This is a genomic window from Acidovorax sp. SUPP3334 (assembly GCF_030159055.1).
GTDB lineage: Bacteria > Pseudomonadota > Gammaproteobacteria > Burkholderiales > Burkholderiaceae_C > Paracidovorax.
The window spans coordinates 31212-52858 of record NZ_BQXQ01000029.1 but is presented as its reverse complement, the minus strand read 5'-3'; the positions used below and the strand labels follow the sequence as shown (position 1 = coordinate 52858).

Below are 21647 nucleotides of genomic sequence, written 5' to 3'. Positions count from 1 at the left end.
CTCAGTACCTGGGCAGCGACGGGTCCACCTGATCGACCCACGCCAGGATGCCGCCTTCGAGATGGCGCACGCGGGCATATCCACGCTCGCTCAAGGCAAGCAGCGCCTGGCGCGATCGCACGCCGGACTTGCAGTGCAGCACGATGGGCGTCTGCGGGGGCAACGCAGCCAGCCACGCATCCACCGTGAGCGACCCTTTGGGCACATGCACCGATCCGGGAATGTTGACGATGTGGCGCTCCGCAGCCTCGCGCACGTCGATCAGCACAGGAGGCGAGTTGCCCTCCAGCAGCGCCTTGAGTTCAACAGCCGTGATGCCGGGAACCTCGCCGGATGGCGCAGTGCCAAAGCCGCAGAACGCCGGATAGTCGATGAGACGCGTGATGCGCGTTCTCTGCGGATCACGGCGTATCGGCATGCTGCGCCAGGCCATGTCCAGCGCGTCATACACCATCAGGCGGCCGAGCAGGGACTCGCCCAGCCCGGTGATGAGCTTGATGGCCTCGGTGGCCATGACCGATCCGATGGATGCGCACAGCACGCCCAGCACGCCCCCTTCGGCGCACGAAGGTGCAAGTTCGGGGGGCGGCGGCTCGGGATACAGGTCGCGGTAGTTCAGGCCGGAACCGCCGGGGGCGTCCTCCCAGAACACCGATGCTTGGCCCTCGAATCGGTAGATCGAGCCCCAGACGTAAGGCTTGCCAGCCAATACGCAGGCATCGTTGACCAGGTAGCGCGTGGCGAAGTTGTCGGTGCCGTCGATCACCAGGTCGTAACCATCGAGGATCTCCAGCGCGTTGTGCGCCTCCAGCCGTTGGACATGCAACTTTATGTCCACCAACGGGTTGAGTGCCCGAAGCGCTCGCGCGGCGCTTTGCGCCTTCGGCTGCCCGAGGTCGGACATGCCGTGGATCACCTGGCGCTGCAGGTTCGACACCTCCACCGAATCGAATTCCACGATGCCGATGCGGCCGACGCCGGCTGCAGCCAGGTACAGCAGCACCGGCGAGCCCAGTCCCCCTGCGCCGATCACGAGCACCCGGGCGGACTTCAAGCGTCGTTGCCCGTTCAGTCCAACGTCCGGCAGCAGGAGATGGCGGCTGTAACGGCCGATCTCTTCCGGTGTCAGTTCCGCCTGCGGCGCGACCAAGGGAGGCAGCATCATGGCTTGGCACCCGGAACGTCTAAGCCAATATGGGAAGAGGTTTCATGCCCGAAATGCTGCCCCCCCGCGTCCATGCGAACAAGACCGTCGAAGGTGGAAAACTGCGCCTTTCGTGCTGCGGGTATGGCGCTTTCGGCCTGGGCCAGAGCAGCACTGAGCTGTTTTGCCCTGGCCGCCCCCATTCCGGTGGATTCAAGCGATTTCGCGTCTTTCAGGCCGTCGCCGCCACAGGCCGCGACCGACCACCGGCCGGACTGGTCACGCGTCATCAGGGCGCGCCCGCCGCGCGTGCCTTGCGTCCATCCTGCGATGGCGTTCACACCCGCCACGACCACGGGCCCCACCTCCACAGGTGCGTTCGGCTTGTTCCAGGTCGAGAGAATGACCTGGCGAATGGCGGCTTCGTCCGGTGATTCGCCGGCCCTGCACGTCAAGGCACTCAGAAAAAAACCGAGGGACATGGCGATCCTGCCAGGCCAGAGACGGATGGTTGTCATGATGGAATTCCTTGTGTAGTAAGTTGAATGGACTGAGTGGGTGACATCGATCACAAGCTCAGGGTCACACCCAGTTGGGCGGATCGGCCGGGCATGGGATAACCGCTGCGGTACGCGTACCTGCGATCAGCGAGGTTCTCCAGCGCGATGAAGACCTCGCCCCGAGGCCCCAGCAAACTCGGCAGGGCGTAGGCCACGCGCAGGTTGACGACGGCGAAGCCGCCGACGCGGGAAGTGCTGCTCGATCCATCGGATCGATCGCGGTTGAGCGTGAACATCCCGCTCTGGGTCTGCGCATCCACGCTGGCGCGCCATGCGCCTTTCTGCCATTTCGTTCCCAGGGAAAGTACGCGGCGCGGTGCATAGGGAAGATCGCTGCGGCTCGGATTGAGCAGCGTCAGCCCAGCGAACAACGACCAGAATTTGTCCATCGAATATTGCGCCGCCAGTTCAACGCCCTTGATGCGGTAGTAGCCCAGGTTAGTGAGGCCAGGCACAGCCACGGCCGGTGGAAAAGCGAAAACGTAGCGCTGGCTCAGGCGGTCCTCAAACACCGCCAGATCAACGCTGCTTCCCGGACGGGGCGACCAACGCACGCCCACCTCCATGTGGTTCATGCGCTCGGGCCGCAGCCCGCGCCAACTGGTCGGCGCACTGGCCAGTGGCGGCACGATGGCATTGAGCAATGCGGCATCGAGACCGGGATGGTTCAGCCCGCGAGAGGCGTTAGCGCGAAAAGACAGCGAATCACCCCGGTCGAGCACCAATCCCGCATGGGGGGCACTGGAGTGCCCATAGACGCTGTGGTCATAAAGGCGCACGCCGATCGAAGGGGTTGCCTTCCAGTCGTTGCCCAACATCACCGACTGGCTGACCGCCACATGCGGGGATGTCAGGCGCAGCGAAACGCCATCGAACGCGGTGAAGCCACCGAACGCAAGACTACCGCTCATGCGGTCAAGATCGACCCCTGCGACGATCTCGCCACCCGTCCACGGCTGGAGGGTTTCCATCCATCGCAGTCCGCTGAGGCGAAACTTACTGAGGGTATCGGCTTGGGCCGGGTTGTCGCGCCAGTTGCTCTGGCCGCTGTTGTCGTAGATCTGCAGCGTTCCGCGGGCATGCTCATGCTCGTGGGCTACCGAGAAGGCCGCAAAGCCACCACGCGTATCGAATTTTCCAGTCTTCGTGGCGGGCAATCCCTCCTGCCCAGGATCGGACACCTTGTTGTCGGCATAAAGCAGGCTCAGTCCCGCTGACCACTGTGGTGTCAACCGGTAGTCGATCCGACCCATCACGTTGGACAGCCTGCCATCACCGTCCGGGCGACTGCCGTTGGATCGCGCCTCGCCCTGGGTCAGGGACACACCCAAATCCCCTTGCCGCACCTGCAAGCTGGCCTGTTCGACGATGGTGGAAAAACTGCCTGCGCTCAGGCGAGCATCCGCGGAAACGCCTTCGCGCATGGCGCGCTTGGGACTTACGTCGATCGCAGCAAAGGTATTGCCGAAGGTCTGTGGCTGAGGCCCCTTGTAGACCGTGATGCGGTCGATGCCGTTCACCGGAATCAGGTCCAGCAGCGGATGGTTCCAGACGCCCATATAGAAAGGAATACCGTCTATGTAGGTCTTGATCTCGCTGCCTGGACGGCTGGCCCCGAGCCCACGCACGAAGACAGCGCCCCCTTCGTCGCCGCCGAATGATCCCACCGGGTTGAATCGGGACACGGACACGCCCGGCGTACGCCGCAAGACAGAGGACAAGTCCAGAGCGTTCAGGTCGCGGATCTGCGCGGCCTTGACTTCGGTACTCAGGCTGCCGAAGGCATCTGTGCGGTTGTCCTCGATGACAGGGCTGCCAACGACCACCACGGCCGGTAATGTTGAGGTGTCGTTGTCGGTATGTGCGAAAGCCGCACCACAGCAGGCTAGCGACGCCGACAGCGAGATCACGTGAGGACGCAGTAAGGAGCGTATTTTTTCCATGGCTTGGTGGAAGGTGAACAGGTGTACGGGTTGCCTTCGCGTTTCGCAGTGCCGGTGACCATGACGGGCCGGGCTTCGTGCCCATCCGGACGACCGCCGGCAATGGGCCGGGCGTTTCTGCGCAGCAACGCGCGAAACGGACTGGCCAGAAAAGGCGAGCAAAGAGGAATGGTTCAGCGCTGAATGGCGCTGAGGGCACTGTCAGGAGGCGAATGGCTGGCGAAAACCACGCCAAAGCCAATGCCGCTTTAGTTGCCGAAGATCAAGAAAGGATTGGAGGGCCGCGAGGCGGCAGCGGCGCGCCCAGAAGCGCCGTGATGTGCGCCGACACAAAAGGGTACCGTGCATTGACAGAAGGCTGGGGCAACACCAACTCGTAGTGGCCCAGCGTCAAGGGCAGTGCAGCTGGCAGGCACAGGGAACAATCCAGCCCATGGTGTGCGCCCTGTTCGGCTTCGCCACTGTCATCGACGAAAACGAGCTTCGCGCTCCCGCCATCGGAGCAGATCAGTTCCATCGCCTTGGGCTGGACCAGGGGCGAAGCCACGGCGATACCCAGCGTCAATACGAGCCACGCCAGGATCAGGCGTGCAAGCATTGATGAGGTGCGTAGAGTATGCATGGCGGATCATTATCCTTGAGTCGCGGCAGGACTGACAGAGAAAATTGCTTGTTCGGCGTCAATCTGGCAGAACAAGCGTTGCACGCAGATGTCCGCGCGAAGGATGCGCTCCCCGATGCCGCAATCAGCGCATGGGTCCATGCCTTTGCGAGCCCTGCGAGTTCACCCATGCAGCGCCTTCTGATCTTTCGTGTGCCAACACCGCACTTGATGCACGGGGCAGGCGGGCTCGATCCGGGCGTGCATGCTGTTCCGCAGATTCTTACAGCGCTGGACCGGAGACTCGATCATGCAAGACGGGATGGCGGCGTCAGGAAGCGGGCCGCATCCGTTCGGCCAGGTCGCCATGGCCGCGCGCCTGCAGCGTGTCGGCGGCGCCTGCGAGGTCGCGCGGCTCGCGGTTCTGGCTGAGCTTGGACTTTCCCACCAGCGAGGTGACGGCGATCTCGATGCCCACGATGTGCTGCAGCAGCCCGTTGATGAAGTCGGGCGCCGAGTCGCCCATCTTCCACGGCCGGGGCTCCGCCGCTTCGTGCTGGCGGGTCAGCCGGGCCAGCAGGCGGCGCACGAAGCGCTCGTCGTCATGCACCGTCAGCACGCCGTGCGCGTGCACGACCTCGTAGTTCCAGGTGGGCACCATGCGGTGCGACTCATGCTTGCTGGGATACCAGTTGGGCGAAATGTAGGCCTGCGGGCCCTGGAACACCACCATGACCGGCGTGCCCGTGGGGCAGCGCTGCCACAGCGGGTTGGCGCGGGCCACGTGCGCCGAGAGCTGGCCATGTTCGCCCACCGCGGGATCGAACTCGAACGGAAGATGGTCGGCATCCAGGCCGGCCGGGCCATGCGTGACCAGGGTGCCCAGCGGGTATTCGCGCAGCAGGCGGTGCAGCGGCTCGGGTCGGGATTCGGCGAAGTGCGGGGGGATGTACATGGGGCGTGGCTCGTGCAGAAATGATTCAACCGGACTGTCGCGCAGAACCGGCACAATCCGAATAACCAGTTTCAGGCATTTTCAATGGGCCAGTTGCACCCCCAAAACCCTTCGGCCCCGGGCACCGGCCGCCGCATCTACGACCGGCTGCGCGCGCAGATCGCAGACGGCACGCTGGCGGCCGGCGCACGGGCACCGTCCACCCGGGCCCTGGCGGCCGACCTGGGCGTGTCGCGCACCACCGTCACGGCGGCGTACGAACAATTGGCGGCCGAAGGTTTTCTGGTCACCGCAATGGGGCGCGCCGCGCGCGTTGCCATTCCTCCGGCCGGGCCAAGCCGGCCCGCCGCAACGCCAGGGCGTCGCGGCAAGGCGGCCCTGGGGCTGTCTGCCTTCGGCCAGCGCCTGGCGGGCATGGAGATGCCGGCGCTGCCGCACGAAGCGCCGGCGCGCATCGATTTTCTGTACGGTGCCGTGGCCTCGCGCGACTTTCCCGCGCTGGCCTGGCGCCGCGCCTACCAGGCCGAACTGCTGCGCCACCAGCACAGCCTGCGCTACATCCCGCCCGAAGGCGATGCCGCACTGCGCCGCGCGATCCAGGGCTATCTGCGGCGCGCCCGCGGGCTGGCCTGCGATGCGGAGAAGATCGTGGTGGTGCATGGCTCGCAGCAGGGCATCGACCTGTGTGCCCGGCTGCTGCTGGACGCGGGCGATGCGTTCGTCTTCGAGGAGCCCGGCTACCTGATGGCGCGCCGGTGCTTCGAAGCCACGGGCGCGCAACTGCGCGCCGTGCCGGTCGATGCACAGGGGCTGGACACCGCCCGCCTGCCGCAGGACGGCCGGGTGCGCCTGGCCTATGTGACGCCATCGCACCAGTTTCCGCTCGGCGGCGTCCTGCCCATCGGGCGGCGCATGGAGCTGCTGCAATGGGCACAGCGCCGCCGCGCCTGGATCGTGGAGGACGACTACGACGGCGAATTCCGCTACGGCCAGCGCCCGATCGACGCGCTGCAGGCCATCGACACCGATGGCCGCGTGATCTACATGGGCACGTTCTCCAAGGCGCTGTCGCCGCAGCTTCGCCTGGGCTACCTCGTGCTGCCCGCCGAACTGGTTGGGGTGTTCCGCCAGGCCAAGCGCATGGCCGACCGGCACGCGCCGGTGCTGGAGCAGCGCACGCTGGCGGCGCTGATCGAAACCGGCGCGTACGAGCGCCACGTGCGGCGCACCCGGCGCGAGCACGAACGCCGCCGCACCACGCTGCTGAAGGCCATCGGGCGCCATCTTCCAGCCGATGCGTGGCTGGCCGGCACGGCGGCAGGGCTGCACGCGGTGCTGTGGCTGCCGTTTCTGCGCCCGCGGGACGAAACCGCCGTGGTGGCCGCCGCGCGCGAACAGGGCGTGGGGGTGTACCCGTTGTCGCCGCTCTTCGCCCCACCGCAGCGCGGGCAGCCGAAGCGGCCGGGCGGGCTGATGCTGGGCTATGCCAGCTTGACGGTGGAGCAGATCGAACAGGGTGTGAAGGTACTGGCCGGGGTGATCGCGCCATGGGCCGCGGCCCGCCCGCAAGCGGCGCGGCGGCGGTGACCCGAGCGCCCCAGCGAGGCCCCCCAGGCAAGGCCCGGTTATCCTGCCCGCCGTCCCCGGCAGAGCGTGGTGCGCCTGCCGCGCCCGCCGCACCCTCACCAGCCTCCTTTTCTTGCCCTTTCTCTCCCTCATCGCATGCAGCCCCTGCACCTTCTCTGGCGCGACGAACACCTCGTCGCCGTCTATAAGCCCGCCGGCTGGCTGGTGCACCGCACCGGGCTGGACGCGGGCGAGACGCGCTTCGTCATGCGGGTGCTGCGCGATCAGATCGGGCAACACGTGTACCCGGTGCACCGGCTCGACAAGGGCACCTGCGGCGTGCTGGTGATGGCGCTGCACCCGGCTGCGGCGCGCGCGCTGTCGCAGGCGTTCGAACACCACACGGTGCGCAAGCGCTACCTGGCGCTGGTGCGCGGCTGGATGCCCCCGGCGGCCGAGGTGGACCACGCCCTGCGCCCCGACGATGCCCCGCCCGATGCGCCCGTGCAGAGCGCCCACACCTCGCTGCGTTGCCTGGCCCGGCTGGAGCTGCCCGAGGCGGCCGACCCGCGCTTTCCCGGCACGCGCGCTTCGCTGGTGCAAGCCGAGCCCACGACCGGCCGGCGCCACCAGATCCGCCGCCACCTCAAGCACCTGGCCCACCCCATCCTGGGCGATGCCACGCATGGCAAAGGCCCGCTCAACCGCTGGTGGGCCGAGCGGCTGGGGCGACAGCGCCTGTGGCTGCACGCCTGGCACCTGGGCCTGCCGCACCCCGTTACCGGCGAGTGGCTGGCGCTGGAAAGCGGGCTGCCCCCGTGGACTGCGGCGGGGCCGGTCACCTGGCTACAGCTCGCCGCCACGCCGGCCATCGCCGTCGCCAGCGATGCGCTGGACTGGCAGCAGCGCGTGTTGGCATTGCCCTGGCAACCGCTGTAACGTCGGCCCTGGCGCCAGCCGCGTCCTACCTGCGCTGTCGCTGGAGGCTGCTGGCAAAGTCCGCACACGGGGCCGACATTGGCTGGCGGCTTTCCAGGGCGGCCCGCTCCAGGCCCGTAACGACGGCAGCACCGATTCATTTTTCATGAGGTATTCGCGGATGACCAAGACATTGCTTCTTCTCAACTCCCTGCGCGGGGCGCGCTCGTGATGGGCTGGTGGGACCAGATCGCCACCACCGTGGCCATGGAGTTCTCCGACCTGACCGACCTGGGCCAGGCCACGCGCATCGTGGTGCGCCTGGGCATCGCCGGGCTGCTGGGCGGCCTGCTGGGCTGGGAGCGCGAGAACAAGGGCAAGGCGGCCGGCTTGCGCACGCACATGCTGGTGTCGATGGGCGCGGCGATGTTCGTGCTGGTGGCGCAGCAGGCCGGCATCAGCGCGGGGGACAACAGCCGCGTGCTGCAGGGCATCGTGGCGGGCGTGGGCTTCCTCGGCGCGGGAACGATCCTCAAGGGCGACGGCGAGGGACAGGTCAAGGGGCTGACCACGGCCGCCGGCATCTGGCTCACCGCGGCCATCGGGGTGGCCGCCGGGCTGGGGCTGGAGGCGACGGCGGTGCTCAGCACGCTGCTGGCGCTGGCCATCTTCAATGCCGTTCCGCTGGTACAGCGCATGACCATGCGGCACGGCGATTCGGATCGGAAATAGCGAGGATTTGTGGCGTACCATCGCGCCACGGTCCCATCCGGCGACCTGATACGGAGCACCCTATGGCCAAAGGCGAACAGCGCAGCAACAAGATGGCGAAGAAACCCAAGAAGGACACTTCGCCCCCGAAAGAAAGCGGCGGTTCCGACCGCCCCATGGCACCCATCACCGCCGTGGCCCCCCGCGGCAAGTTGAAGAACAAGTAAACGGGCCGGCTCGTCCGCCCTGCCCACCGATGGCGGCCTGCGCTGGCTTACAGCGCAGGCCGCCGTTTTTTCTTGGGCGCCGGCCAGATCCACTGGGGCATGGCAGGCACGGCAGGTTCGGCAGCAGCGACCGGCGCGGCCGCTGCTTCGAAATGCGGCCCCGGCCCGGCCTGGGCCAGTTGGTCCTGGGCATTGCGCAGCGGGCAGTCCTTGAGCGACAGGCAGCCGCAGCCGATGCACCCGTCGAGCTGATCGCGCAACTGCGTCAGCATGCGGATGCGGTCATCCAGCCCGTTCTTCCAGGCCGCCGACATGCGCCGCCAGTCGGCCGCGGTGGGCGTACGGCCCTGGGGCAGCGCCTGCAGCGCCTCGGCAATGTCCGACAGCGGCACGCCCATGCGCTGCGCCACCTTGATCACCGCCACGCGCCGCAGCACCGAACGCGGGTAGCGCCGCTGGTTGCCCGCGCTGCGCACGCTGCCGATCAGCCCCTTGGCCTCATAGAAGTGCAGCGCCGATACGGCGAGGCCGCTGCGCGCGGCCACCTCGCCCACGGTCAGTTCAGGGTTGGTTTTGGCGGAGCCGGAGGGGTCGTCTGCGGGCATGGAAACGGAAGGCGTTGGAAAGGGTTGACCTCAAGTCTAATTGAGGTTTGATACTGCAGGCCTCTTCACTCCAAAGCCCTGTTGCCCCATGTCCAGCCCGAACCCCGCCACTGCTTCCACCGCCCATTCCAGCCGCTCTCCCGGCCCCGCTGCAGCGGCTTACATCGCCCCCCTGGGCACCCGTGGCGCCCCGGCCATGGCGTTGTCGCTGCTGAACCCGCCGGGCCTGTACGACCCGCAGCCCAACGGCTATTCGCACTTGGCGGTGGTGCAAGGCGCGGCGCGCACGGTGCATGTGGCGGGCCAGGGCGGGGAGGACGCCCAGGGCCGCCTGGCGGAAGGCTTCGCGGGCCAGGTGGACCTGGCGCTGGCCAATCTGCGTACCGCGCTCGGCGCAGCAGGGGCCGGATTGAAAGATGTGGCCAAGCTCACCGTGCTGATCGTGGACCATGACGAAGGTCGCCTGCGCACCTTCAGCCAGGCGCTCATGGCCGGATGGGCCGGCGCTCCGACACCTGCATGCACCCTCATCCCCGTGCCGCGTCTGGCGCTGGACGGCATGCTGTTCGAAATAGACGCGCTCGCCTACGTGCCGGCCCGCTGATCGGTCCGCCGATCGGTCCGCACTCTTTCGCCGCCGGGGCGGCCGGTACCGAGCTACGAAGGTTCCAAGATCCCGCCGCCCGCCGTTTCACCATTGCTCAGCTCGACCCTCTTTTTGCGCATGCCACCCAACGCCCTGCCCGCCTCATCGTCCCGCCTTCCCGCCAGAGCGGGCCTGTCCACGCCCGTACTGCTGCTCATGGCCGTGGCCTGCGGCCTGTGCGCCGGGGCCAATTATTTCAACCAGCCGCTGCTGCATTCCATCGCCGTGCACCTCGACGTGTCCGAGGGCACGGCGGCGCTCACCGTCACCATCGCGCAGGTGGCCTATGCCTTCGGGCTGCTGCTGCTCGTGCCGCTGGGCGACAAGCTGGAGCGGCGCCGGCTGATCGCCACGCTCATGGTGCTGGCGGCCATCGGCCTGTTCATGAGCGGATTTGCCGACAGCTTCGCGCTGCTGGCGCTGGGCACGCTGATGACGGGGCTGTTCTCGGTGGCGGCGCAGGTGCTGGTGCCCATGGCAGCGGCGCTGGCCGCGCCGGGGCGCAGCGGGCAGGCGGTGGGGCTGGTGATGAGCGGCCTGCTCACCGGCATTCTGGCGGCGCGCAGCGTGGCCGGCGTGCTGTCGGGCCTGGGCGGGTGGAACCTCGTGTACCGCGTGGGCGGCGTGGCCATGCTGCTGGTGGCGGTGGCGCTGTGGTTCGCGCTGCCCGCGCTGCGCAGCCCCAACCCTCCCAGCTACGGACAGGTGCTGCGTTCGCTCGGCACGCTGGCGATGCGCCATCCGCGGCTGCGCAGCCGCGCGCTGCTGGGCGGGCTGTCGTTCGCCTCGGTGAGCGTGCTGTTTTCCACCATGGCACTGATGCTGGCCGGCCCCGCCCACCGCATGAGCGATGCGCACATCGGCCTCGTCGGGCTGGCCGGCGTGGCCGGCGCGCTGATGGCCAATGTGGCCGGCCGCCTGGCCGACCAGGGGCGCGAGCAGCTCACCACCCGGGTGTCGGTATTGCTGGTGCTGGCCAGCTGGGCGGCCCTGTGGCTGGGTGGCACGTCCATCGTGTGGTTCCTGGTCGGCATGCTGGTGATCGACCTGGCGCTGCAGGGCGTGCACATCAGCAACCAGAACGTGATCTACCAGCTGGCGCCCGACGCGCGCTCGCGCCTGAACGCGGTGTACATGACCACGTACTTCACCGGCGCCGCGCTCGGCTCGGCGGTGGGGTCGGCCGCGTGGCAGCGCGGCGGCTGGGGCGCGGCCTGCCTTGCCGGGCTGGGCGTGGCGGTGCTCAACGCCCTGGCGATGGTGTACGACGCGCGGCTGGCGCGGCGCGCGCCGGCCCCTGTGCGCTGATGGGCGATGCGGCTTGGGGGCGCGCGCATCGGCTTCATCGGGCGTGTGACGGGCCTTGACCGGCGGAAGGTGAGTCGTCAGAAGAGTGCTGCAAGGGCGCGGCAAGGACGCTGCAGGAGCACGGCAGGAGCGAAGCAGGGGCAATTCTTGCAGCGCAACAATTCGGGAACGGGTCCGACACGCCCGCTGCCCGGGCTGCCATGTAATGGCTTCAGCCGCCCGGCTACCGGCGCGGCCTATAGCAACCACCCGAGGAGGACCATCCCATGAAGCAACACGCCACCATTCGCGGAGAAGTCACTTACCGCGAAGGCGACGGCATGCCGATCGCCATTCCCGAGGGCCCGGTCGAGCTGGTCCACGCCCCCGACAGCGTGACCTTGAGCTGGACGGCGGACAACGACGCGGCAGGCCTCGCCGCCATGCCCCGCGATCAGTACGAGCTGTATGTGAATGCCGGCAAGATCCTGCCGCAGGAAGGCCACGCCGAAGAAGGCCACGTCGCCCCCGCCAGCGCCTGATTCGCAAAGGCCTGCCGGCGGCCTGCATCGCGCCGCCCGGCAGGCGCCGCGCCGCACCCCGCGATGCGGTGCAAGGCCCTCCGGCACAACGCACCACGCACAACCGCTCGATCAGTTCCCCGAAGGCTCAGGGCACCGGGCGGGTGAGGTACACCGCCTCGCGGCCCACGATGGGCGCACGGGTCGGCATCATCACCGTGCAGCCGTCGCACAGGGCGCGGATCTCATCCTCCCCGTCGGTGGCGATCAGCTCACCATCGGCAAACACCTCGAAACCGACCAATGGCCGCGTGAAGCGGAACTCCGGCGTCTTCACCATGCAGGTCTGCAGCAGCTCGTAGCGGCGCTGCGGCCCGGGCGCGGGGCGGTCACGTTCGATCAGCCCGAAGTAGCCCAGAAAATCGAGTGCCGCCGTGGTGGCCACCTCGCCCGCCGAGCGCAGAAAGTGCTGCCCGCATTCCACCACCAGGCCCGTGCCCGCGCCCGCCGCCTCGCCCAGGCGCCCGTGCTGGATCAGCGGGGTTCCGGAACCCAGCCCGCTCGGCATCAGCAGGTGCACGGCGGGCCGGCCGATGGCGCACGCCACCTCGGCATTGCGGGCATACGCGGGGTACACCCAAAACGGCTCGACGTCTTGGCTCGTGGAATGAATGTCCAGCACGTGATCGGCCGCGGCCACCACCGGGCGCAGTTCTCGCGCGCGGCGCATCTCGATGCTATCCAGGCTGCCTTCCAGCTCGGCGGCCGACCAAACGCGGTTGAGGTTGTGGTCGATCTGGCGGCTGTCGAAAGGCCGGCCCCGGTCGAACGACTCGTACGCCTGCACGTTGGCGAAGCTGATGGTGAGCGTGCCTTTCAAAGGCCGCACGCCGCTGTCCAGCAGGTGCGTGGCGGCCACCATGCCGCAGATCTCGTTGCCGTGCGTGAGCGCGTTGATCAGCACATGCGGGCCGGGCTGGCCCGAGGCGAAACGGTGCACGTAGGGAATGCCGGTGTTGCCCTCGCGGTAAGCGGACAGATCGCGCGGCAGGACTTCGAACAAGGGAGGAGAGAGGCTCATCGCAGTGCGGCGGAGGGCGTGTCCGGCTTGGGGCCGCCCGTCCGGTGGGAAGATGGGGAAGCCGGCCATCGTAGCGGCTTCGGCGCAAAGTTGCATCGCCTGCAATGGCCTTCGCCCGGGCGCCCTCTTGTAGGATCGCCCGCAGGGGTGCCGACCCCGAAAATCACGCCCACCCACGCCCACCCACGCCACGGGGCCTGGGCGCCCTGCCCCGACCTTCGACCATGAACCCGCCCACCGCCCAGCCGATTTCACTGGAAGAAGCCCGTCGCCTCTGGCCCGAAGGCTTGGGCGAGTTCCCCGAGGCGCTGGCACAGGCCGTCGCGGCCACGGGCGCCGTGTGCGTGCAGGGCGACGTTTCGCTGCCGGCCCTGGACCTGGGCGCTCCGCTCGCAACGCAAGCGCTGGGCACGGCGGCGCAGAGCCTGCCCGTTGCGCCCGCCCTGCTGATCGTGCAAGGCACCCTTCGCGTGGCCGGTGCGGTCACGGCGCCGGTCGGCCCGGCCATGCCATTGCTGGTGTGCGGCGATGCGCACTGGGGCCATGCGGTGCTGGGCAGCACGGCCGCCACGATCACCGGCGCCCTGCAGGTCGATGGCCTGCTGTGGTGCGGCGGCGAGGGCGCAGCGAACGACGCGCCCGGCGGTCCGGCGCCTTTCGCGCTGCGCATCGGCGGCCCGCTCAGCGCGCAGGTGGCGCTGTTCACCGGCCGCCATGGCCTGCAGGCCGGCGGCGACGTGTCGGTGCCCTACCGCTTCGGTGCGGCGCACGGCGATCACGACCGGGCCGCTTTTTCCGCAGAACCGCTGGCCGCCGTTTTCGAACCCTCGCTGATCCACCGCCTGGCAGTGGGCGAGCCGGGCCGCCTGGACATGCTGCCCGACCGCCCCGCCCTGCTGGCCGCGCTGCACGCTGGGCAAGCCGTGCTGCGCAGCCCCGAGCAACTGGCCGCCGATCTGGCGCACGACACGGCCCTGTGCCCCGGCGGCGCGATGCACGCGGCCCACCTGCGGCAGTTGCTGCGGTCGCGGCTGCTCGATGCGGCGCACAAGAAGGCCGTGGGCTGGTTCGGCGCCACCGACTTCATGCTGTGCCGCCAACATGTGGACGAGGACGGCGACACCTACACCGACGGCCTGTTCATGACGGTCTGGAAGACCTGGGACTTTCACCTGTCCATCGACGACGGCACCGCGCGGCAAGGCTGGTGGCGCCGGCTGGCGGCCCGCTGGCGGCCGACGCCCGAGCCCCGCAGCGACGGGTTGACCGTCATGCACCGGCGGTATGCCGCAGGCGTGCCGGGACCGTGGGAGCCATTGCTTGAAGACGGCGCCGACCCCGCCGCTGCGCAGGCCTGTGAACAGGCTTGGCAAGGCGTGCTCGACTACGCCCGCAAGGCCGTCGCCCATGCGCGGGCGGGCGAGCCGGTGTGGCGGCGGCTGGTGGCCGCGCTGTCGGCCGAGCGCATCGAGGCGCTGTCGCAGCTGCCCGTGTTCACCGAGCGGTACAACGACTGGTGGGACGACGAGCGCAACGGCTGGTGGGAGGGCGATGTGTGGGTGGGCGTGCGCCAGCCCTGCATGCACCAGGGCGAGCCCTGGGGCCTGGCCCTCAAGCTCAGTTGGCGCAACGCAGAGGAAGCCCCCGGCGACCCGCCCGACGATGCCCATGCGGCCTACCAGATCGACATCGAAGCCTCGGCCCCGGGCACGCCGCCGGCCGTGCGCATCGCCTGCGCCCAGCGCCAGTCGGAGCCGCGCCGCCTGCTGCCGCACCACGCCGTGGACCACGCCGCGCGGCTGCTGCGCTGGTTTCTGGCGCTGGAAGACCGCCTGCATGCGACCCATGGCATGCAGGCGCCGGCCGAGGACACGGGGCAGGAGCACGCTGCGCCGGATCGCGGCTGAAGCACGCTGCAGCGCCCGGTAGCGTCTGTGAGCTCCTGTTAGCGCCCGTTAACGCCGCGTGTCCAGCCGCCCGCCAGCCAAAACGGCCAGAGCGGCCAGAGCGGCCAGAGCGGCCAATTGCTATTACTTTCATAGCTGTCACCGCATGATTATCTAGGGCGGGAGCACGATTTGACATCAAATCACCGAACCGGGCCCTGCAACGCCCCGGCCCGCGCAAAACATCGCCCACCAGCACCCACCAGCACCCACCAGCGCACGCCGGCCCGCCGGCATCGCGAGGCGTCAGTCCCCCGAGCCGTCGCCCGCGTCCGCGCCGCCTTCGCCTGGCGGCGACTCGCCACCGTCGGCGGCGCCCCCTTCCGGTCCGCGGCTGCCGCGCTTGCGGCCTTTGGCCTCCTTCTTGGCGGCGCGCAGCGCTTCCTGGCGGGCGCCTTCGGCCTGCCAGACCTCGAACTCGGCAGGCGTTTCCAGCGTGATGCGGCCCAGGATGGCGGTGCGAAAGTCGGTCATCACCAGTTCGGCCGCCTTTTGCAGGTTGACGCGCCCGCCAGCCATGATGGCCCCGCGCTTGCGGGCCACGGCCTCCAGGATCTCTTCGTCCTGCATGTCGCCCACGGCGCCCGCGGGCAGGCCCAGCTTGTAGCGCGCCTCCATCAGCGGCACGTAGTGCTGCTTGAGGTAGCCGATCAGCTCCAGCGCCACCTCTTCCTCGTCGTAGGCGTTGCGGCCGATGGCGCCGCTGGCGGCCAGCTTGAAGCCGCTTTGCGGCACGGTGATGCGCGGCCACAGCATGCCGGGCGTGTCCCACAGGTAGAAGTCGTCCGCCAGCGTGATGCGCTGCTCCAGCTTGGTGATGCCGGCTTCGTCGCCCGTCTTGGCCTGGCTCTTCTTGCTGAGCGTGTTGATGAGCGTGGACTTGCCCACGTTGGGAATGCCGCAGATCAGCACGCGCATGGGCTTGGCCATGCCGCCGCGCTGCGGGGCCAGCTGGTGGCAGGCGTCGATGAGGCGCCGGGCCGGCGCGGGCTCGGAGGCATCGAGCGCGATAGCGCGCGTTTCCGACCGGGCGTTGTACCAGTCGAGCCACAGCGGCGTGCGCGCGGGGTCGGCCACGTCCTGCTTGTTGAGCACTTTCACGGCGGGCTTGTGCCCGGTCAGCTCGGCCAGCAACGGGTTGCTGCTGGAGCCGGGCAGGCGCGCGTCCAGCAGTTCGATCACCACGTCGATGTCCTTGATGCGCTCGCCGATCGCCTTGCGCGTGAGGTGCATGTGACCGGGAAACCACTGGATGGCCATGGAGAGTCTTTCGCTTTTTGAGGGGGTTCGAGGGCGACAAGGATAATCGGCCCTGCTTTCACTCCCGGCCCTGGCCTTCATGCCCCTTCCCCCACCCCCCGTTCACCGTCCCGACAGCAAGCACGACAAAGAGCTGCTTTTCAAGGGCGTGACCTGCGCGCTCATCGGCCTCATCGTGCTGCTGGCCCCTTACGTGGCGCGGTCGTCCAGCGTGGCGGACATGATGCGGCAGGCCTACCTGGTGGGCTGGTTCGCCCTCGTGCTGGGCCTTGCCTTCCTCGTGCGCTACGCCATGCGCCGCTACGGGGGCCGCCGCCGCTACTGACGGCCCGGGCCCGATGCGATGACCGACGAAATCGCCACCGACCTGCCCGGCGCACGCGCCCTGTTCGCCGCGCTGCAGGCCCGCGCAAAGGCCCATGCGGTCGCGCTGCGGCAGCCGCCGGCGGAGCCCACCACCTGCTGCGGCCGAGGCTGCAACGGCTGCGTGTGGGAAGGCTTCTATGCCGCCGCCGAATGGTGGCGGCAGGATGCGCTGGAGATGCTCGATGCGTTGGAGGATGCGTTGGAGGGCCCGCCCGCCGCGGCCCCCGCCGCCGTGGTGCAACCGGGCTGACGGCGCGCCCGGCCGGCTCGCGCTTCGGCGCCAGCGCCCCGCGCTCTTTCCGCTTCAGCGCTCGATCGTCTTGTTCCAGCGCGCGTTCCAGGCGGGTCGGCTGGCATTCACGCTGTCCCAGTCCAGCGTCACCGCGTTCTTCATCCACTGATTGATCTTGGCCACCTGCTCGGCGCCTTCGCCCACGGCGGGGGCCTTGGGGTTGGTGGGGATCTGCGCGCCGAACTGCAGCACGTTGGCCTGCGCCAGCGGGCTCAGCAGAAACTCGGCGAGCTTTTGCGCCAGCTCGGGCTCGCTGTTCCTGGCGATCACGCACTGCGCCGTCAGCAGCACCACCGAGCCTTCTTTAGGCTGTGCGTATTCCACCGGAATGCCCTTGGTCTTGAGCGCCTCCACCGCCGTGGGGGTGAGCGGGAAGATCGCGGCCTCGCCCGTCTGCACCATCTCGGAAATCTTGGCCGAACTGGGGATGTACTCCAGCACGTTCGGCCCGATGGTCTTGGCCCAGTTGTTGAAGCCCGGCTCCACGTTCTTGTCGTTGCCGCCCTGGATGCGGTTGAACATCAAAAACCCGTGCAGCCCGAACGACGACGGCATCGACTGGAACACCACCTTGCCCTTGTATTTGGGGTCGGCGAAATCCATCCACGACGTGGGCGCCGCCCAGCCCTTGTCGGCGAACATCTTGGCGTTGTAGGCGATGCCGGTCATGCCCACGCTCACGCCGGTGGCCAGGTCGTCCTTGAAGCGGGCGGCGGGGTACAGGTCGGCCAGGTGCGGGTTGGGCTTTTGCTTCTCGCACAGGCCCATGCCCATGGCGCGCACCATGATGCCGTCGTCCAGGAACATCACGTGCATCTGCGGACTGTCCTTGTTGGCCTGCGCCTTGGCCAGGATGTCGGACGACGTGCCCGGCACCACCACCTTCACGCCGTGCAGCTTCTCGAAGGCCGGGAACACGTACTGCGTGTACGTCTTCTCCATGGTGCCGCCGTTCATGCCGATGTACAGCGTCTTGGTCTGCGCGGCGGCGCCGGTGGCGACCGTCGCCAGGGCGGCCAGCGCCTCGCCCGCGGCAGGGCCGATCTGAAAGCCCGCGCCGGCGAAGCCGAAACCGTGCACCAGGCCGGGCGTGGTGCGGCTCGAAGACAGCACCGGCTGGCGGTCGGGCAGGTAGCCCTCGGTGCCGCTCCAGGTGCGAATGAAGTGCGCGTGCTTCAGCGCCGGCAGCAGCTCCACCGCCTGCGCCGACAGCGCGGCCAGGGCGCTGCGCTCGGAGCGGGCGCGGTCGGCATCCAGCGCCAGCCCCGATCCGCCGCCCAGCACCAGATTGCCGCGCGCCACCTGGCGGCAGTAAATGCCGCCGCCCTCCACGCCCAGGCTCCAGTGCATGAAGAACGGCAGCGGCTCGGTCACCGCCATGGCCGGGTGGCCGGAATGCAGCGGCACGGCTTCGCCGAACTGCGCGGCCAGCGGGCCGGCCCAGGCCCCCGCGCAGTTGAGCAGCACCGGCGCACGCACCTGCAGCGCGGTGCCCGAGCGCAGCGTGAACCCCTGGCCGTCGTGCGCCACTTCGGTCAGCGGCGTGCGCTCGAAGATCTGCGCGCCCGCGCGCCGGGCGGCCAGCGCGAAGGCGGGTGACACCAGGCGCGGGTTGGCCTGGCCGTCGTCCGGGCACAGCGACCCGCCCACGGCGCGCCCGCCCAGCCAGGGGCAGCGCTCGCGCAGCGTGGCGCCCGAGACCAGCTCGATGCCCAGGCCGAAGTCGCGGCTCAGGTCGGCGTAACGCTCCAGCGCCGCCATGTCCGCCTCGCTGCGCCCGATCTTGAAATGCCCGCTGCGCAGGTATTCGCCGTCGGTGCCGACCAGCTCGGGCAGGCACGCCCAGATCTCGTGGGCGCGCTGGGCCAGCGGCAACTGGCTCAAGGGCCGGCCCTGGCGGCGCACGCCGCCGTAGTTCACGCCGCTGGAGCGCGAGCCGCACAGGTCGCGCTCCAGCAGCACCACGGCCACGCCCTTGCGGCACAGCGCGAGCGCGGCCGACGCGCCCACGATGCCGCCGCCCACGATGGCCACGTCGGTGTCGATGGTGCGGGGGGCGGTCATGCGCCTGGCTCCATGGCGGCGCCCTGCGGCTCGGCAGCGCGCGCTTGCCAGTGAATCGGTACGGGCTTGATCGGCGCCTGGCCGCGCAGGCGGCCCACCTGCTCCACCGGCAGGCCCCTGGCCTGCGCGAGGATTTCGGCGGCGGCCACCCCGCACATGCGGCCCTGGCAGCGGCCCATGCCCACGCGGGTCAGCGCCTTCAGGCGGTTCATCTCGTCGGCCCCCGCATCGCGGGCGCAGGCCCGCAGTTCGCCCGCCGTGACGTTCTCGCAGCGGCACACCACCAGCGCATCGGGCGCCTGGGCCGCCCAGCCGTCCGGGAACGGAAACGCCCGCTCCAGCCCCCGCCGGAACCGCACCAGGCCCGCCAGCCGGCGCTCCAGGGCGGCAGCGCGGGCCGCGTCCACCCCCACGCCCTGGTCGGCCAGCAGCGCCAGCGCGGCGCGCTCGCCGGCCCATTCGGCCGCGTCCGCCCCCATGATGCCGGCGCCGTCGCCCGCCAGGTACACACCGGGCACGCTGGAGCGGCCCGCGCCGTCGCGCTCGGGCAGGTGGGCGCGCTGCAGGGGCGCCCAGGCGAAGCGGCAGCCCAGCAGGTCGGCCAGCTGCGTCTCGGACCGCAGGGCGTAGCCCAGGCCCACGGCATCGCACGGCAGCACCCGCTCTTGCCGGCCATCGTTCCAGGCCACGCCCGCCACCCGGCCGTTGCCCAGCACGCGCACGGGGCGGATGCCGGTGTGCATCGGCACGCCATGGGCGCGCAGCCAGCCCACGCAATACAGGCCCTTCGCCAGCACGGCCGGCTGCGCCAGCATGCCGGGCACCGCGGCCCACTGGTCGGCGAAACGGGCGGTGTCCAGCACGGCGGCCACCTTCACGCCCGCGCCGGCACCGGCCTTCGCATACTGGTAAGCCACCAGGTACAGCAGCGGCCCGGTGCCCATCAGCACCACATTGCGCCCGATGGTGCAGCCCTGGAACTTGAGCGCCACCTGCGCGCCGCCCAGCGTGTACACGCCCGGCAAGGTCCAGCCCGGCAGCGGAAGCACCCGGTCGGTGGCGCCGCTGGCCACGATGAGCGGGCCATGCGCCACCGTGCGCGTGGTCTGCGTGGGGCCGTGCAGAACATCCAGCAGGCCGCCCTGCGCGTTCCACACCAGGCTGTCGGGCTGGTAATCGATACGGCCTTGCAACGCATCGAGCGTGCCGTGCAGCGCCGTAGCGCGGGCTGCTTCGGTGCCGTACAGCGTCTGCGCACTGCGCTCGAAATGCGCGGGCGGTCGGCGGTAGATCTGCCCGCCGCCGCGCGCGGCCTCGTCGATCAGCACGGGCCGCAGGCCGTGCGCGGCCAGGGTCTGCGCGGCGCGGATGCCGGCGGGGCCGGCGCCCACGACCACGGGTGGCAACGGGTTGCTGGCGCCCGCGCTCATGCCGCGCCCTCGCCGGTGACAAAGGCCATGCCCGCCACCACGAACGTGGAGCAGGCGCGCAGGCGCTCGCCGCTGGCCGCCTGCACCCAGCAGTCCTGGCAGGCGCCCATGAGGCAAAAGCCCGCGCGCGGCTCGTGGCTGAACTCGTTGCGGCGCAGCCGGGCGCGGTGGGTCAGGATGGCGGTCAGCACCGTGTCGCCCTGCAAGGCGGTGGCGGACTCGCCGTCCAGCGTGAAGGGCACGGGCGCGCGGTGCGCCTCGGCCACGCGGTGCAGCAGCACGGTGGATTCAATCATGTCGGTGCTCCTGCGTTGGGCGCCACCGTGGAACCGGCTTCGCCAGGCCACCGGTGGCGTCCCCCTCCCGCGCGGCGAGAAAGGGGTGAAGAGGGGCAGCGGCAAAGCGGCTCAAGGGATGCATCACTTCTTGCCCACCAGCACGCGGTCCAGCCCGTACACGCGGTCCAGCAGCACCATGGCGCACGCCGTCAGGGCGACCATCAGCGCCGACACGGCGGCCATCAGCGGGTCGATGGACTCGGTGGCGTACATGTACATGCGCACCGGCAGCGTGACCGTGCTGGGCGAGGTGACGAAGATCGACATGGTCACCTCGTCGAAGCTGTTGATGAACGCCAGCAGCCAGCGCGAAGCCACCGCCATCGGCCCGAAAATCAACCCCTTCAACGCGACGCTGAGGCGGCCGGCGCAAAGCCTGGCCAGTTCGCCGCCCGAGCAACAGTTCAGACCCAGCGCAGACCGGGCGGCCGGGGCTGGCTCGCCCTATTGAACGGCGCCGGCGGGCCGAGCGAGCCTCGCGCTTTTACGGGCCTTCTCGCGAGGCGTCTGTGGGCGCCGCACTGTTTTATGCCGGCAAAGCGGGCATGAAGGCGTTCTACAAGGGGCATCACCCCCGCATGGTGGAGTTTCTGGGCGATGCCATGCACGCGTACGCGCAGCAGACCCTGCGGTAGGCAGGTCGCTCATGTATCCACCGCGATGTGGCGCTTGATGCCCGAGACCTTCTTGCCTGCGTCATAGCCCTTCAAGGCCGCCGTGTCAGTGTTCTTCACACTCTGCGCGTCGATGATCAAGAACGCGCTTGAGGCGTTTCGCCCCAGTCTCCCACGGGCCGCGCCAACCTGATTTTTTTAAAGCCTGCTCAAGCAGGCTAACGCCCTGATCATCGGGCAGGCTCCACTTGGCGAAGTACGAATGCACGGTGCGCCACTTGGGAAGATCGCTGGGCAGTGCCCTGCATTGGCACCCTGTGCGCAGCAGATACAGCACCGCGCACCACACCTCGTACAAGTCAACGGTGCGTGGTTTGGTTTTCTTGCGCGCACTCTCCAGCATCGGCTTGATGATCTCGAATTGCTCGCGGCTCGTATCGCTGGGATATTTCTTGGTTCGCACCGCGTCATTGTCAGTGATCAGACAAAGATCGTGAACACGTTCTTAGGACACCCGAGTGATACGAATCCGACTTTCGGGACACGGGTTGCTTGCGGCGCTGCGACGGCCT

23 protein-coding genes and 3 pseudogenes are annotated in these 21647 nt (G+C 69.1%); 12 read left to right on the top strand and 14 right to left on the bottom strand.

Features of this window, described 5'->3' with window-relative positions; all coding sequences use genetic code 11:
* Window position 1: 1 nt before the first annotated feature.
* The 5 genes from moeB to AVHM3334_RS16395 form a co-directional block, all read right to left on the bottom strand.
* Window positions 2–1165 (bottom strand): molybdopterin-synthase adenylyltransferase MoeB, encoded by a 1164-nt coding sequence (moeB, locus tag AVHM3334_RS16415; protein ID WP_284414012.1) that lies wholly within the window; start codon window positions 1163–1165, stop codon window positions 2–4.
* Window positions 1162–1662, bottom strand: coding sequence for a copper uptake system-associated protein (locus tag AVHM3334_RS16410; RefSeq protein WP_284414010.1), 501 nt, complete (start codon window positions 1660–1662; stop codon window positions 1162–1164). The genes moeB and AVHM3334_RS16410 overlap by 4 nt, the downstream gene beginning before the upstream one ends.
* 50 nt (window positions 1663–1712) lie before the next feature.
* Complete coding sequence (locus AVHM3334_RS16405) at window positions 1713–3647, bottom strand: TonB-dependent receptor (protein ID WP_284414008.1); 1935 nt, start codon at window positions 3645–3647, stop codon at window positions 1713–1715.
* A 262-nt stretch (window positions 3648–3909) separates the two neighbouring features.
* Window positions 3910–4269 carry a DUF2946 family protein gene (locus AVHM3334_RS16400; protein ID WP_284414006.1) on the bottom strand — a complete coding sequence of 120 codons (360 nt, stop codon included), beginning with the start codon at window positions 4267–4269 and terminating at the stop codon, window positions 3910–3912.
* A gap of 310 nt (window positions 4270–4579) precedes the next feature.
* Window positions 4580–5203 (bottom strand): FMN-binding negative transcriptional regulator, encoded by a 624-nt coding sequence (locus AVHM3334_RS16395; RefSeq protein WP_284414004.1) that lies wholly within the window; start codon window positions 5201–5203, stop codon window positions 4580–4582.
* Window positions 5204–5287: 84 nt separating this feature from the next.
* Between AVHM3334_RS16395 and pdxR the strand changes: the two genes are divergently transcribed.
* From pdxR to AVHM3334_RS16375, 4 genes are all read left to right on the top strand, one after another.
* Window positions 5288–6790 (top strand): MocR-like pyridoxine biosynthesis transcription factor PdxR, encoded by a 1503-nt coding sequence (gene pdxR, locus AVHM3334_RS16390; RefSeq protein WP_284414002.1) that lies wholly within the window; start codon window positions 5288–5290, stop codon window positions 6788–6790.
* A 135-nt stretch (window positions 6791–6925) separates the two neighbouring features.
* A complete protein-coding gene (locus AVHM3334_RS16385; protein ID WP_284414000.1) occupies window positions 6926–7708 on the top strand; it encodes a pseudouridine synthase in 783 nt (260 codons plus the stop codon).
* Between the two features lie 210 nt (window positions 7709–7918).
* Window positions 7919–8419: an MgtC/SapB family protein gene (locus AVHM3334_RS16380; RefSeq protein ID WP_284413998.1), complete on the top strand. Its 501-nt coding sequence runs from the start codon at window positions 7919–7921 to the stop codon at window positions 8417–8419.
* 62 nt (window positions 8420–8481) lie between these two features.
* Entirely contained in the window at window positions 8482–8625 is a 144-nt protein-coding gene (locus AVHM3334_RS16375) for a hypothetical protein (RefSeq protein WP_284413996.1), read from the top strand.
* A gap of 47 nt (window positions 8626–8672) precedes the next feature.
* Here the strand turns inward: AVHM3334_RS16375 and soxR are convergent, their stop codons facing one another.
* A complete protein-coding gene (gene soxR / locus AVHM3334_RS16370) occupies window positions 8673–9230 on the bottom strand; it encodes a redox-sensitive transcriptional activator SoxR (protein ID WP_284413994.1) in 558 nt (185 codons plus the stop codon).
* Window positions 9231–9318: 88 nt separating this feature from the next.
* On the opposite strand from soxR, the gene AVHM3334_RS16365 reads away from it, so the two are divergent.
* The 3 genes from AVHM3334_RS16365 (at window position 9319) to AVHM3334_RS16355 (ending at window position 11705) form a co-directional block, all read left to right on the top strand.
* Window positions 9319–9834, top strand: coding sequence for a RidA family protein (locus AVHM3334_RS16365; RefSeq protein WP_502869925.1), 516 nt, complete (start codon window positions 9319–9321; stop codon window positions 9832–9834).
* 120 nt (window positions 9835–9954) lie between these two features.
* Entirely contained in the window at window positions 9955–11184 is a 1230-nt protein-coding gene (locus AVHM3334_RS16360) for an MFS transporter (RefSeq protein ID WP_284413992.1), read from the top strand.
* Window positions 11185–11450: 266 nt separating this feature from the next.
* The gene (locus AVHM3334_RS16355) at window positions 11451–11705 is read left to right on the top strand and encodes a hypothetical protein (RefSeq protein ID WP_284413990.1); all 255 of its coding nucleotides are present in this window, start codon (window positions 11451–11453) and stop codon (window positions 11703–11705) included.
* 127 nt (window positions 11706–11832) lie between these two features.
* Here the strand turns inward: AVHM3334_RS16355 and AVHM3334_RS16350 are convergent, their stop codons facing one another.
* Window positions 11833–12765, bottom strand: a complete 933-nt coding sequence (locus AVHM3334_RS16350; RefSeq protein ID WP_284413988.1) for a M14 family metallopeptidase — start codon at window positions 12763–12765, stop codon at window positions 11833–11835.
* Window positions 12766–12989: 224 nt separating this feature from the next.
* Here AVHM3334_RS16350 and AVHM3334_RS16345 point away from each other — a divergent pair, with 224 nt between their 5' ends.
* The gene (locus AVHM3334_RS16345) at window positions 12990–14672 is read left to right on the top strand and encodes a hypothetical protein (RefSeq protein WP_284413986.1); all 1683 of its coding nucleotides are present in this window, start codon (window positions 12990–12992) and stop codon (window positions 14670–14672) included.
* A gap of 285 nt (window positions 14673–14957) precedes the next feature.
* Here AVHM3334_RS16345 and ylqF read toward each other — a convergent pair whose 3' ends face one another.
* On the bottom strand, window positions 14958–15971 hold the full coding sequence (gene ylqF, locus AVHM3334_RS16340) for a ribosome biogenesis GTPase YlqF (RefSeq protein ID WP_284413984.1): 1014 nt from the start codon (window positions 15969–15971) through the stop codon (window positions 14958–14960).
* A gap of 79 nt (window positions 15972–16050) precedes the next feature.
* Between ylqF and AVHM3334_RS16335 the strand changes: the two genes are divergently transcribed.
* Both AVHM3334_RS16335 and AVHM3334_RS16330 read left to right on the top strand, forming a co-directional pair.
* Window positions 16051–16296 carry a hypothetical protein gene (locus AVHM3334_RS16335; protein WP_284413982.1) on the top strand — a complete coding sequence of 82 codons (246 nt, stop codon included), beginning with the start codon at window positions 16051–16053 and terminating at the stop codon, window positions 16294–16296.
* Window positions 16297–16314: 18 nt separating this feature from the next.
* Window positions 16315–16587, top strand: a complete 273-nt coding sequence (locus AVHM3334_RS16330) for an oxidoreductase-like domain-containing protein (RefSeq protein WP_284413980.1) — start codon at window positions 16315–16317, stop codon at window positions 16585–16587.
* A gap of 54 nt (window positions 16588–16641) precedes the next feature.
* On the opposite strand, the gene AVHM3334_RS16325 is transcribed toward AVHM3334_RS16330, so the two are convergent.
* The 5 genes and pseudogenes from AVHM3334_RS16325 to AVHM3334_RS16305 all read right to left on the bottom strand — a co-directional run.
* A complete protein-coding gene (locus AVHM3334_RS16325) occupies window positions 16642–17649 on the bottom strand; it encodes an ABC transporter substrate-binding protein (RefSeq protein ID WP_284414042.1) in 1008 nt (335 codons plus the stop codon).
* Window positions 17635–18693: pseudogene (locus AVHM3334_RS16320) on the bottom strand (NAD(P)/FAD-dependent oxidoreductase); the annotation flags it as partial. The gene AVHM3334_RS16325 and the pseudogene AVHM3334_RS16320, both read right to left, overlap by 15 nt.
* Window positions 18690–20123 (bottom strand): FAD/NAD(P)-dependent oxidoreductase, encoded by a 1434-nt coding sequence (locus AVHM3334_RS16315; protein WP_284413978.1) that lies wholly within the window; start codon window positions 20121–20123, stop codon window positions 18690–18692. The pseudogene AVHM3334_RS16320 and the gene AVHM3334_RS16315, both read right to left, overlap by 4 nt.
* Entirely contained in the window at window positions 20120–20419 is a 300-nt protein-coding gene (locus AVHM3334_RS16310; RefSeq protein ID WP_284413976.1) for a (2Fe-2S)-binding protein, read from the bottom strand. Before AVHM3334_RS16310 ends, AVHM3334_RS16315 begins: the two co-directional genes overlap by 4 nt.
* A gap of 123 nt (window positions 20420–20542) precedes the next feature.
* Window positions 20543–20779 (bottom strand): annotated as a pseudogene (locus AVHM3334_RS16305) (ABC transporter permease); the annotation flags it as partial.
* On the opposite strand from AVHM3334_RS16305, the gene AVHM3334_RS16300 reads away from it, so the two are divergent.
* Complete coding sequence (locus AVHM3334_RS16300) at window positions 20712–20912, top strand: hypothetical protein (RefSeq protein WP_284414046.1); 201 nt, start codon at window positions 20712–20714, stop codon at window positions 20910–20912. The pseudogene AVHM3334_RS16305 and the gene AVHM3334_RS16300 sit on opposite strands and share 68 nt — an antisense overlap.
* Before the next feature lie 58 nt (window positions 20913–20970).
* Window positions 20971–21096 carry a hypothetical protein gene (locus AVHM3334_RS16295; protein ID WP_284413974.1) on the top strand — a complete coding sequence of 42 codons (126 nt, stop codon included), beginning with the start codon at window positions 20971–20973 and terminating at the stop codon, window positions 21094–21096.
* Window positions 21097–21108: 12 nt separating this feature from the next.
* On the opposite strand, the pseudogene AVHM3334_RS16290 reads toward AVHM3334_RS16295, so the two are convergent.
* Window positions 21109–21478: pseudogene (locus AVHM3334_RS16290) on the bottom strand (transposase); the annotation flags it as partial.
* Between the last annotated feature and the right edge of the window lie 169 nt (window positions 21479–21647).